The organism is Microbispora sp. CSR-4 (assembly GCF_008033685.1).
Taxonomy (GTDB): Bacteria; Actinomycetota; Actinomycetes; order Streptosporangiales; family Streptosporangiaceae; genus Microbispora.
In genome coordinates, this window is the sequence record NZ_VJVX01000001.1 from 186,616 (window position 1) to 198,524 (window position 11,909).

Here is an 11,909-nt window from a genome sequence, read left to right on the forward strand (position 1 = left end):
CGCAGGGCCGGGCACCCGGACGTCACTCGCCGCGCACCGCGTATCGCAGGATCACGTTGTCCGAGCCGTCGCCGCGCCGGGTCTCCAGGAGCCGCAGCGGCGGCACCGGCCCGGCGCTCTCGATCACGGGACCCATCCTGCCGCCCATCGGGGCGAGGCGTCCCCCCCGCATGGGAAAACCGCCCGGACATGGCGAAAGGCCCCGCCGAAGCGGGGCCTTTCGTGATGCTGTGGAGGACTGGCCGTTGACCTCCGGTCAGAAGAGACCGGGTGTCAGCTCTGGCCGCCCGCCAGCTTCTCACGCAGGGCCGCGAGGGCCTCGTCGGAGGCGAGGGCGCCGCCGCCGGACTGCGTGCTGGTCTCGCCGCTGTAGGACGACGGAGCGGCCTCGCTGGCCGCCGCCTCCTCCTGGCGGGCCTTCTCGATCTGCGAGCGGTGCGCCTCGAAGCGGGCCTGGGCCTCGGCGTACTGCCGCTCCCACTCCTCACGCTGCTTGTCGAAGCCCTCGAGCCACTCGCCGGTCTCGGCGTCGAAGCCCTCGGGGTAGATGTAGTTGCCCTGCTCGTCGTAGGTCGCCGCCATGCCGTACAGCGTGGGGTCGAACTCGACCTCGGCGCCGACACCCTCGTTGGCCTGCTTGAGGGACAGCGAGATGCGGCGGCGGTCCAGGTCGATGTCGATGATCTTCACGAAGATCTCGTCGCCGACCTGCACGACCTGCTCCGGGATCTCCACGTGGCGCTCGGCCAGCTCGGAGATGTGGACCAGGCCCTCGATGCCCTCCTCGACCCGGACGAAGGCACCGAACGGCACCAGCTTGGTGACGCGGCCGGGCACGACCTGACCGATCTGGTGGGTCCGGGCGAACTGCTGCCACGGGTCCTCCTGCGTCGCCTTGAGCGACAGCGAGACCCGCTCGCGCTCCATGTCGACGTCGAGAACCTCGACCGTGACCTCCTGGCCGACCTCGACGACCTCGGACGGGTGGTCGATGTGCTTCCAGGACAGCTCGGACACGTGCACCAGGCCGTCGACGCCGCCGAGGTCCACGAACGCACCGAAGTTGACGATCGAGGAGACGACGCCCTTGCGGACCTGGCCCTTCTGCAGGGTGTTGAGGAACGTCTGGCGGACCTCGGACTGCGTCTGCTCCAGCCAGGCACGGCGGGACAGGACCACGTTGTTGCGGTTCTTGTCCAGCTCGATGATCTTGGCCTCGAGCTCGCGCCCGACGTACGGCTGAAGGTCGCGGACGCGGCGCATCTCCACCAGGGAGGCGGGGAGGAAGCCGCGCAGACCGATGTCGAGGATCAGGCCACCCTTGACGACCTCGATGACCGTGCCGGTGACGATGCCGTCCTCGTCCTTGATCTTCTCGATCGTGCCCCAGGCGCGCTCGTACTGGGCGCGCTTCTTGGACAGGATGAGGCGGCCTTCCTTGTCCTCCTTCTGGAGGACCAGGGCCTCGACGTGCTCTCCGACCTCGACGACCTCGGCCGGGTCGACATCGTGCTTGATCGAGAGCTCGCGCGACGGGATAACGCCCTCGGTCTTGTAGCCAATGTCGAGCAAGACCTCGTCTCGATCGACCTTGACAACGGTGCCTTCAACGATGTCCCCATCGTTGAAGTACTTGATGGTCTCGTCGATCGCGGCGAGGAAGGCCTCCTCGGAACCGATGTCGTTGACCGCTACCTGCGGGGTGCTCGAGGTGGCCTCAGTGCTGCTCGTCATGTGTGGAATTGCTCCGAACCGGACAGATGTCGTTGTGACAGAAGCGCGGCGGGCCGTTTTTCGTTCACCGGATGATGCTGCTTTCCTGGTAGCCACCAGATGACCGAGCGCGAGCCCGCTCCGTCCGTGACGCGCGCGAGCCCACAGCGCAGCGATCAGCATATGAGACGGAGCGAGCCGGGTCAATCCGAGGCAACCAGGCGAACGGCTAGTAGGTGATCACCGACTTCGCGCGGGACGGCGAGAGCGTTGCCCGGAGTTTACGCGGCACCGAGACTCGGGCCGGATCCCCATCCGACGTATAACGCTCTCCTGGGTGTTTGTCGAGCCAATCCAGCCAGTAGGTCGTGCACCAGCGCCGGCATTCGCCGTGTTTTCCGTTGGACTGGATCCTCGGGATCGCGTAGCGCGGGAAACTTTTCGCGTAGGGCGAAACCGTGGGCTCCGCCCCGGCGAGGAAGACGGCGTCGAAGCGGTAGCGGGTGCCGTCCCAGGTGCCGTCGTGCGCCTTGCTCCGTTTCCTCGGCATCGACCCGTACGGCAGCGCGAAGGTCGTCGAGGCCGGCACGCCGATCTTCTTCAGCAGCCGCTGCTGCCGCACGATCTGCTCGGCGACCTTCTTGTTCGAAAGCCTGCGGAGATCGGGATGGGAGTAGGTGTGGTTGGCCACCTCGAAGCCGTGGTCGAGCAGCCACTTCACCGCCTGTTTCTGCTGCTCGCGGTCCCGCAGGCCGAAGGGGTCGTGGTTGACGTAGAAGGTGGCGGCAGGCCGGAAGGTCGGAAACTTCGCCGCGACCTCGAAGATGATGCCGACGACCGTGTCGTTCTTCGGCATGCCGTTCTTGTCCAGGGCGAAGTGGCTGGGATGACCGTCGTCGAAGGTCAGGACGACGGGATGGGCCCCGGCCGGGATGTCGATCTTCCTTGCCACCAGCTCGGCCGCGGTGATCGGCACGTAGCCGTCCTTGGCCAGGCGCTCCAGCTCCTTGCGGAGCTGGGCGGGAGTCCGGTCGATGGACGCCAGCCGCTTGGGCAGGATGCGGTGATACATGATCACCGGCACCAGGCCGGCCTCGTTCGCCTTGACCTTCCTGGCCGACGCGGCGGTCGCCTTCGGCGGTGCCGCACTGGGCTTGGGCGACGGCGACCTCGGCTGCGCCGGCCGCGCCTGCGGCCGTTCCTCGCCCGTGGACCGGGGTAACAGCACGAGCACGGCAAGACCGATCACGACGACGACGACATTCACGATCGCCGTCATCCGGGCAAGGTTGCGCACAGTTATTTGACCTTACTGCCCGGCGTGTCCGCATTCGCGTGTGTTGCAATTTTCCTGTGGACTGGAGCCTGCGTGCCTGCGGACGGCACGGGCACGTCACCTACGCGCCGGACGAGGAGGCGCTGCGAAGCCGCCTGCGCGCCGACACCGCGCTGGGCGAGGCGTGGCGCTGCCTGCGCTGCGGCGACTTCACCCTGGGCCCGCCGCGCGGGGCCGGACCGGCCCGCGACGCGCCCGTCGTGCTGCGCGGCCGGGCGCTGCGGGACGCCGCCGTGCTACGGCTGATCGCCGTCTTCCGCTGGGCCAAGGCGCTGCTCGTGATCGCGGGAGCCTACGGCGTGTGGCGGTTCCGGGCCCACCACGACGCCGTACGGCGGGCGTTCGACCAGGACCTCCCGCTGGTCCAGCCGCTGGCCCGCAAACTCGGGTGGAACCTCGACCACTCGGGCGTGGTGCACACGCTGCGGACCGCGCTGGGCGCGCGGACCACGACCCTCACCTGGATCTGCCTCGCCCTGCTCGTCCTCGCGGCCCTGCTGCTGACCGAGGGCATCGGGCTGTGGCTGCTGAAGCGATGGGGCGAGTACTTCTCGGTGGTCGTCACCTCGGCGTTCATCCCGGTGGAGATCTACGAGATCGCCGAGAAGGCGAGCCCGTTCCGGATCGTGATCCTCCTGATCAACATCGCGGCCGTGCTGTACATCGCGCTGAGCAAGCGCCTGTTCGGGCTACGCGGCGGGCGGGCGGCGTACGAGACCGAGCGGCACGAGACCAGCCTGCTGGAGGTCGAGCAGGCGGGCCTGGCCCTGGCCGGGCGCGACCGCAGGCGCACCCGCCCCACCGGCCATCCCTGACCCGTCGCCATCCCTGACCCGTCGCCCACTCTGAGCCGTCGGCCGCCCTGACCCGTCGGCCACAGGGCCGGCCCCGCTTCGACCAGCGCGCGGCGAACCCTGCCGCCCGGTAGACGGCGCAGTCCGCCCGGCCCTGCGCGCCGGGCGCGCGAGAGCGCCCGGAATGCCGTGGTCATCGCCCCTGCCCCCAGTAAGACGGCCCGGGAGGACAGCCCGGTTCGCGGGGTGCGGGAGCGCGCGGGCGCGTGCCCGGGCCGTGGGTCAGTGGCCGGCGTCCTCCCAGGTGGTGCCGACGCCCACGCTGACCTCCAGCGGCACGCTCAGGTCGTAGGCCCGGCCCATCTGCGTGCGCACGACCTCGGTCAGCTCCTCCAGCTCGCCCGGCGCGACCTCGAACACGAGCTCGTCGTGGACCTGGAGCAGCATGCGGGAGCGCATGCCCTCGATCGCCTTCTGCACGTTGAGCATGGCGACCTTGATGATGTCGGCGGCCGAGCCCTGGATGGGCGCGTTGAGCGCCATCCGCTCGGCCATCTCCCGGCGCTGCCGGTTGTCGCTGGTCAGGTCGGGCAGGTAGCGGCGGCGGCCGAGGATGGTCTCGGTGTAGCCGTCCTTGCGGGCCTGGGCGACGATCGACTCCAGGTAGTCGCGGACGCCGCCGAACTCCTCGAAGTATTCCTCCTTGAGCGCCCTGGCCTCCGCGACGGGGATGTTGAGCTGCCCCGACAGCCCGAAGTCGGACAGGCCGTAGGCCAGGCCGTAGTTCATGGCCTTGATCCGGGCGCGCAGCTCGGCGTCGACCTGCTCCGGGGGCAGGTCGAAGACGCGGGACGCGGTGGCCTGGTGGAAGTCGTGGCCCGACTCGAAGGCCGCGATCAGCGACTCGTCCCCGGACAGGTGGGCCATGATCCGCAGCTCGATCTGGCTGTAGTCGGCCGTCAGCAGCGTCTCGTAGCCCTCCCCGACCACGAAGCCCTTGCGGATGCGACGGCCCTCGACCGTGCGGATCGGGATGTTCTGCAGGTTGGGCTTCTCGCTCGACAGCCGCCCGGTGGCCGCCACGATCTGGTTGAAGGTGGTGTGGATCCGCCCGTCGTCGGCGATCTCCTTGATCAGGCCCTCGACCGTGGTGCGCAGCTTGGTCTGGTCGCGGTGGCGCAGCAGGATCACCGGCAGCTCGTTGTCGGTCTGCTGGGCCAGCCAGGCGAGCGCGTCGGCGTCGGTCGTGTAGCCCGTCTTGATCTTCTTGGTCTTGGGCAGGCCGAGCTTGCCGAACAAAACCTCCTGCAGCTGCTTGGGCGAGCCGAGGTTGAACTGCTCGCCCACCACCTGGTGGGCGGCCTCGACCGCCTGCTTGACGGCCGCGCCGAACTCGGCCTCCAGCGCCGCGAAGTATTGCCGGTCGGCGGCGATGCCTGCCCGCTCCATCTGGGCCAGCACCCGCACCAGCGGGAGCTCGACCTCGGTCACCAGCCGGGTGCCGCCGCGCTGGGACAGGTGGGCCTCCAGCGCGTCGGCCAGGTCGCGCACGGCCTGGGCGCGCAGCGCGAGGTCGCGGGCCGCGCCCTCGTCGGCATCCTCGAACAGGGAGGTCTGCCCGCCGGGCGCGGACTCCGCCCGAAGCTCGCGGTGGAGATAGCGCAGGACCAGGTCGTCGAGCGGGAACGACCGCTGCCCCGGCATCGCCAGGTATGCGGCGAGCGCCGTGTCGCAGGTGAGCCCGCGCAGGTCGTGCCCGTGGGCCCACAGCCCGAGCAGCGGCCCCTTGGCGTCGTGCACGGCCTTCGGCCGCTTCTCGTCGGCCAGCCAGGCGTGCAGCGCCGCCTCGTCCTCCTCGGTGAGGCGCGTGGGGTCGAGGTAGGCGGCGCCGCCCGGCGAGGCGATCGCCAGGCCGTCGATCCGCCCGGTGCCGCTGCCGTACGTGCCCTGGAAGGCCAGCCCGGCGCGGTCCTCGGGGAGGGCGGCCAGCCAGCCGGCCACCTGGCCGGGTTCGAGCACGGTCACTTCGAGCTCGAAGCCCTCGCCCGCCTCCGGCTCGGTGGTGCCGAGGGTCTTGAACAGGCGCTCGCGCAGCTCTCCGCGGATCTGCACCGCGTCGAGGAGCTTGTTGACCTCCTCGCGGTCCCACAGGCCCATGGTGAGCGCGGACGGCTCCACGTCGACCGGGGCGTCGCGCCGCAGCTCGGTCAGCATCCGGTTGTGGATCACCTGGCCGAGGTGCTCGCGGAGCTTCTCGCCGACCTTGCCCTTCACCTCGTCGGCCCGCCGGACCAGCTCGTCGAGCGAGCCGTACTCCACGATCCACTTGGTGGCGGTCTTCTCCCCCACGCTCGGGATGCTCGGCAGGTTGTCGCTCGGGTCGCCGCGCAGGGCCGCGAAGTCCGGATACTGCGCCGGGGTGAGGCCGTACTTCTCCTTGACGGCCTCGGGGGTGAAGCGGGTCATGTCGCTGATGCCCCGCCGGGTCATGAGCACCGTGATGTTGTCGTTCACGAGCTGGAGCGCGTCGCGGTCGCCGGTCACGATGAGCACGTTCATGCTTTCGGCCGAGGCCCGGGTCGCCAGCGTCGCGATCAGGTCGTCCGCCTCGAAGCCGGCCACGGACAGGCGCGGGATGCGCAGCGCGTCGAGCAGCTCGAAGATGAGCTGCATCTGGCCGCGGAAGTCCTCGGGAGTCTCCGCCCTGTTGGCCTTGTAGCCGTCGTACGCCTCGTGCCTGAAGGTCGGCTCGCTCCGGTCGAAGCACACCGCGACGTGACTCGGCTGCTCGTCACGCAGGATGTTGGCCAGCATCGACGTGAAGCCGTACACCGCCTCGGTGTGCTGACCATCGGTGGTCATGAGGTTCGCGTCCTTCAACGCGTAGAACGCGCGATAAGCAAGGGAATGCCCGTCCAGGAGCAGCAGACACGGACGGGTGGGGGTCGCTTCACTCTTCGGCACATCCGCAGCCTAGTCTCCCTGTACGACAGAAAACCCGTGCTCTTCCCACAGGAGGCGTCCCCTTGACCTTGACGAATCCCGAGGAGTTCGTGGCGTTCATGAACGCGCCCGGGGACCACCTGCACCGGCGGATGGGGCTCGAGATCCTGGAGGCCAGCGCCGAGCGGGTGGTCGGCCGGATGCCCGTCAAGGGCAACACGCAGCCGTACGGGCTGCTGCACGGCGGCGCGTCCTGTGTGCTTGCCGAGACCCTCGGCTCGACCGGCGCCGCCCTGCACGCGGGCCCGGGCAGGATCGCCGTCGGCATCGAGATCAACGCCACCCACCACCGCTCCGCCACCTCGGGACACGTCACCGCCGTGGCCACCCGTGTGCACGGCGGGCGCACGCTCGCGACGTACGTCATCGAGATCACCGACGACGAGGGCCGGGCGGTGTGCACGGCCCGTCTGACCTGCATGCTCAAGGACGCCTCCTGAGGCCGCCGGGCTCGCGGGGCACGCCCGCCCGCGGGCCGGCCGGGCAAGAACCACGAAAAACCCTTACGACGCATTGGGCCTCATAACGGAACGGCTTGCGACTCTCTTTGCACGGGGGTCGCTCCGGTCGCTACCGTTGTGGCTCCAGAGCCCGTGAGAAGACCGAGTAGACAACGTGCGGAGCCGGGGAAGCTGTGTACGGTCCCAAAGGTCCTTCTCACGGGCTCATGCTTTTCTCCGGCGCCGATCCCCCGGCTCCTACAGCAGTGATCCTCCAGTTGACTCCTTACATGCCCTGACCTGCGAAGCCTTTCTCACGTCAGTGACACACCATGGTCACCAATTGGTGACGAACAACCCGGAAACGGGCGTCTCAGGCTTATGCTCCGGCCACAACATCGCAGCAACCTGGACGATGTTGCGCGTCCGCAGTGGGGGCACGACCCCGCCAAGACCTGAACCAGAGGGAGCACCATTGCGCAGAGCCGTGATCGCGTTCACGGCCTTCCTGGGTGGACTCGTATTTCTCCTCTCCTCCCCCGCCTGGGCGGACGGGGAGGCGTTGAAGGGCACACTCCAAAACCAAGGCCAGCCGGTGAACGGCGTGAAGATCAGCGTGGCAGGCGAAGACGGCAAACCCGTCGGAGACGCCACCACAGGTGCGGACGGCAAGTGGGAGGTGCCGGTCCCCCAGGCGGGCACATATAAGGTCACACTCGACGAGTCGACCCTCCCGCAGGGGGTCGCGCTGAAGTTCAAGGACCGGGCCACCCTGAACGTCCAGGTCTATGAGGGAAGCGAGCGCAACGTCCTGTTCGCCCTCGCCCCCGCGGGCCAGCCGGGCGAGGCCGCCGCGGAGTCCTCGTCGGGCGCCTCCTCCTTCTGGGACCGGGTCGCGCAGCTCACCTTCGAGGGCTTCAACCTCGGGCTCATCATCGCCCTGGCGGCCATGGGCCTGTCCCTGGTGTTCGGCACCACCGGGCTCACCAACTTCGCCCACGGCGAGTTGCTCACGTTCGGCGCGATGTGCGCCTACTTCTTCAACGTCGTCCTGGGAATCCCGCTCGTCCTGGCCGCGGTGATCTCCGTGGTGATCGGCGGAGCCTTCGGATACACCCAGGACCGGTTCTTCTGGGGAGTGCTGCGCAAGCGCGGCAGCAGCCTGGTCGCGATGATGATCATCTCGATCGGCCTGGCACTGTTCCTCCGCTACGTCTTCCTGTTCTTCTTCGGCGGCGAGGGCGCTCCGTACGCGGACTACAACGCCCAGCCGGGCATCCAGGTGGGCCCGATCTCCGCCGCGCCGAAGAACTTCATCGCGATGGGCATCGAGCTCGCGGTGCTCGTGATCGTCGGGCTCGCGCTCCTCAAGACCCGCATCGGCAAGGCGGCCAGGGCCGTCGCCGACAACCCCGCGCTGGCGGCCTCCTCCGGCATCAACGTCGACGGCGTCATCCGGATCATCTGGACCGTCGGCGGCGCCATCGCGTCGCTCGCGGGCGTGATGCTCGGCCTGTCGCAGAACGTCAGCTACCAGATGGGCTTCCAGATCCTGCTGCTCGTCTTCGCGGGAGTCACCCTCGGCGGCCTCGGCACCGCCTTCGGCGCCCTCGTCGGCTCCATCGTCGTCGGTCTGTTCATCCAGCTGTCCACCGTCGTGGTGCCGACCGAGCTGAAGACCGTCGGCGCGCTGCTGGTGCTCATCCTCGTCATGCTCTTCCGGCCGCAGGGCATTCTCGGCCGGCGCGAGCGCATCGGCTGATCGGAGACCACACGTGGACTGGAACACCATTTTCGTCACCACGGTCAAGGCCTCGATCGGCCTGGAGACCGTCGTCTACGCGCTCGCCGCGATCGGCGTCAACATCCAGTTCGGCTACGCCGGGCTGCTCAACTTCGGCCAGGCGGCCTTCCTCGGCGTCGCCGCGTACGGCATGGCCGTCACCGTGGCCACCTTCCACCTGCCGTTCTGGCTCGGCATCCTGATCGGCCTGGCGGCCACCATCGTGCTGGCCTTCCTGCTGGGCATCCCCACCCTGCGGCTGCGCGCCGACTATCTCGCCATCGTCACCATCGCGGCGGCCGAGATCGTCCGGCTCGTCTTCAGATCGGTCCAGTTCAGCAGCGTCTTCGGCGGCTCGGACGGCCGGCAGAACTTCTCCGGCGACTTCTTCGCGATGAACCCCTACTCCCCCGGCACGTACGGCATCGGCCCGATCAGCTTCAACGAGCGGGTGACGTGGGTGCTGACCGTCGGCTGGGTGCTCATCGCGATCGCCTGCGGGCTGGTCTACCTGCTCATGAAGAGCCCGTGGGGCCGCGTGCTCAAGGCCATCCGCGAGGACGAGGACGCCGTGCGCAGCCTCGGCAAGAACGTCTTCTCCTACAAGATGCAGGCGCTCGTGCTCGGCGGCGTGATCGGCTGCTTCGGCGGCTTCCTGTTCGCGCTCGGCCAGGCGTCGGTGCAGCCCGACCTGTTCAGCACGGAGTTCACCTTCTACGCGTACACGATCGTGATCCTCGGCGGCGCGGCCCGCGTCTTCAGCCCCGTCGTCGGCGCCGCGATCTTCTGGGTGCTGCTGGTCTTCGTCGGCAACACCCTCAGCGAGGCCGTGAGCGCCGGGCTGCTGCCCTCGTTGTTCACCGTGAACAACATCGGCGCGGTCCGCTTCATGCTGGTCGGCCTCGGCCTGATGCTCCTGCTCATCTTCCGGCCACAGGGCATCTTCGGTGACAAGAGGGAGATCGCGCTCGATGCACGCTGACACCACCCAGAGCAGGAAAGCGGCGGCGGTGGCCGCCTTCGCGGGCCTCGACCGCGAGCCCGGCGTGCCCAAGCCCGACCCCATCCTCGTCGTCGACAAGGTCGTACGCCGGTTCGGCGGACTCACCGCCGTCGACGTCGACCACGTCGAGGTCCAGCGCGGGTCGATCACCGCGCTGATCGGGCCGAACGGCGCGGGCAAGACCACGTTCTTCAACCAGCTCACCGGCTTCGACAGCGCCGACGAGGGGTCCTGGACCTTCAACGGCAAGCAGCTCAAGGGCATGCCCGCCCACCGGGTGGCCCGTGCGGGCATGGTCCGCACGTTCCAGCTCACCAAGGCCCTGTCGAAGCTCACCGTGATGGAGAACATGCGGCTCGGCGCGCAGAACCAGCTCGGCGAGAACTTCTTCCGCGCGCTGATCCCGGGCAGCTGGCGCCGCCAGGAGGACGAGATCACCGAGCGCGCCGAGGAACTGCTCGAGCGCTTCAAGCTCGCCGCCAAGCGCGACGACTTCGCCGGCTCGCTGTCGGGCGGCCAGCGCAAGCTGCTGGAGATGGCCCGGGCCCTGATGGTCGGCCCCGAGCTGGTGATGCTCGACGAGCCCATGGCGGGCGTGAACCCGGCCCTGACCCAGTCGCTCCTCGGGCACGTGAAGGACCTCCGTGAGGAGGGCATGACCGTGCTCTTCGTGGAGCACGACATGGACATGGTGCGCGACATCAGCGACTGGGTGATCGTGATGGCCCAGGGCGCGGTGATCGCGGAGGGGCCGCCGGACACCATCATGTCGGACCCGCGCGTGGTCGACGCCTACCTGGGCGCCCACCACGACGCGCCGATGTCCGCCGAGGAGTTCGAGGAGCAGCTGCAGGAGGCCGAGGCCGAGCTGGAGTCCGAGATCGAGGAGAAGGCATGACCGCCCCCACTCCGGAAAACCCCGCGGAGCCGGACCGCGACGCCGCGGCGGGCGAGGCCGGCGAGCCCACGCCGGTCACGGCCGCGGAGGAGGACGACGCGGCCGTCTCGCGTGCGGCCGTCGTCGACCGCTCCGACCACCTCGCCGGAGCCGAGAACGCGCTGCTGCGGGCCGACGAGCTGTACGCCGGCTACATCCCCGGCGTCAACATCCTCAACGGCGCCGACCTGTACGTGAAGAAGGGCGAGCTGATCGGCATCATCGGCCCGAACGGCGCCGGCAAGTCGACCCTGCTGAAGACCCTCTTCGGGCTCGTGCCGGTGCGCAGCGGCACGGTCACCCTGAACGGCGAGGACATCACCAGCCTCAAGGCCCACTCGCTGGTGGCCCGCGGGGTCGGCTACGTCCCGCAGACGAACAACGTCTTCCCCAGCCTCACCATCGAGGAGAACCTGGAGATGGGCGCCTTCCAGGTGCCCGGCAAGTTCAAGGAGCGGTTCGAGTTCGTCTGCGAGATCTTCCCCGCCCTCCGGGAGCGCCGCAAGCAGCGGGCCGGCTCGCTGTCCGGCGGTGAGCGGCAGATGGTCGCCATGGGCCGGGCGCTCATGACCGAGCCGTCGGTGCTGCTGCTGGACGAGCCGTCCGCGGGTCTGTCGCCCAAGCTGCAGGACCTGGTCTTCATCCAGGCCCAGCAGATCAACAAGGCCGGTGTCACCGTGATCATGGTGGAGCAGAACGCGCGGCGCTGCCTGCAGATCTGCCACCGTGGCTACGTGCTCGACCAGGGCCGCAACGCCTACATGGCCAGCGGCCGCGACCTGATCAACGACCCGAAGGTCATCCAGCTCTACCTGGGCACGCTCGCCAAGGCCTGAGCCGGCTCGCCACGAGGGCCCCGGCGGACGCCGGGGCCCTCGTCGTACGTCTGTGACCTTTTTT

General features: G+C 68.9%; 10 protein-coding genes. 6 read left to right on the forward strand and 4 right to left on the reverse strand.

All coding sequences use genetic code 11. The annotated features are described in order from the left end of the window. Positions 1–22: 22 nt before the first annotated feature. From FLV34_RS41245 to FLV34_RS00930, 3 genes are all read right to left on the reverse strand, one after another. Entirely contained in the window at positions 23–172 is a 150-nt protein-coding gene (locus FLV34_RS41245) for a hypothetical protein (protein WP_222709380.1), read from the reverse strand. A 101-nt stretch (positions 173–273) separates the two neighbouring features. Next, entirely contained in the window at positions 274–1,734 is a 1,461-nt protein-coding gene (rpsA, locus tag FLV34_RS00925) for a 30S ribosomal protein S1 (protein ID WP_142645107.1), read from the reverse strand. Positions 1,735–1,942: 208 nt separating this feature from the next. Next, complete coding sequence (locus FLV34_RS00930; RefSeq protein WP_142645106.1) at positions 1,943–2,992, reverse strand: polysaccharide deacetylase family protein; 1,050 nt, start codon at positions 2,990–2,992, stop codon at positions 1,943–1,945. A gap of 74 nt (positions 2,993–3,066) precedes the next feature. On the opposite strand from FLV34_RS00930, the gene FLV34_RS00935 reads away from it, so the two are divergent. Continuing rightward, positions 3,067–3,864 carry a DUF2127 domain-containing protein gene (locus FLV34_RS00935; RefSeq protein ID WP_142645105.1) on the forward strand — a complete coding sequence of 266 codons (798 nt, stop codon included), beginning with the start codon at positions 3,067–3,069 and terminating at the stop codon, positions 3,862–3,864. A 261-nt stretch (positions 3,865–4,125) separates the two neighbouring features. On the opposite strand, the gene polA is transcribed toward FLV34_RS00935, so the two are convergent. After that, positions 4,126–6,807: a DNA polymerase I gene (gene polA / locus FLV34_RS00940; protein WP_147942158.1), complete on the reverse strand. Its 2,682-nt coding sequence runs from the start codon at positions 6,805–6,807 to the stop codon at positions 4,126–4,128. Between the two features lie 98 nt (positions 6,808–6,905). On the opposite strand from polA, the gene FLV34_RS00945 reads away from it, so the two are divergent. From FLV34_RS00945 to FLV34_RS00965, 5 genes are all read left to right on the forward strand, one after another. Then, positions 6,906–7,286, forward strand: a complete 381-nt coding sequence (locus tag FLV34_RS00945) for a PaaI family thioesterase (protein ID WP_142645238.1) — start codon at positions 6,906–6,908, stop codon at positions 7,284–7,286. A gap of 616 nt (positions 7,287–7,902) precedes the next feature. Next, a complete protein-coding gene (locus FLV34_RS00950) occupies positions 7,903–9,048 on the forward strand; it encodes a branched-chain amino acid ABC transporter permease (protein ID WP_261985606.1) in 1,146 nt (381 codons plus the stop codon). 13 nt (positions 9,049–9,061) lie between these two features. Next, complete coding sequence (locus FLV34_RS00955; RefSeq protein ID WP_142645102.1) at positions 9,062–10,051, forward strand: branched-chain amino acid ABC transporter permease; 990 nt, start codon at positions 9,062–9,064, stop codon at positions 10,049–10,051. After that, entirely contained in the window at positions 10,041–10,970 is a 930-nt protein-coding gene (locus FLV34_RS00960; protein ID WP_142645101.1) for an ABC transporter ATP-binding protein, read from the forward strand. The genes FLV34_RS00955 and FLV34_RS00960 overlap by 11 nt, the downstream gene beginning before the upstream one ends. After that, the gene (locus FLV34_RS00965; protein ID WP_147942159.1) at positions 10,967–11,845 is read left to right on the forward strand and encodes an ABC transporter ATP-binding protein; all 879 of its coding nucleotides are present in this window, start codon (positions 10,967–10,969) and stop codon (positions 11,843–11,845) included. The genes FLV34_RS00960 and FLV34_RS00965 overlap by 4 nt, the downstream gene beginning before the upstream one ends. Positions 11,846–11,909 lie beyond the last annotated feature (64 nt).

Excerpts from the sequence above, each read along its gene's own strand:
- FLV34_RS41245 (WP_222709380.1), bottom strand. The coding sequence starts at position 172 with ATGCGGGGGGGACGCCTCGCCCCGATGGGCGGCAGGATGGGTCCCGTG.
- rpsA (WP_142645107.1), bottom strand. The coding sequence starts at position 1,734 with ATGACGAGCAGCACTGAGGCCACCTCGAGCACCCCGCAGGTAGCGGTC.
- FLV34_RS00930 (WP_142645106.1), bottom strand. The coding sequence starts at position 2,992 with ATGACGGCGATCGTGAATGTCGTCGTCGTCGTGATCGGTCTTGCCGTG.
- FLV34_RS00945 (WP_142645238.1), top strand. The coding sequence starts at position 6,906 with ATGAACGCGCCCGGGGACCACCTGCACCGGCGGATGGGGCTCGAGATC.
- FLV34_RS00960 (WP_142645101.1), top strand. The coding sequence starts at position 10,041 with ATGCACGCTGACACCACCCAGAGCAGGAAAGCGGCGGCGGTGGCCGCC.
- FLV34_RS00965 (WP_147942159.1), top strand. The coding sequence starts at position 10,967 with ATGACCGCCCCCACTCCGGAAAACCCCGCGGAGCCGGACCGCGACGCC.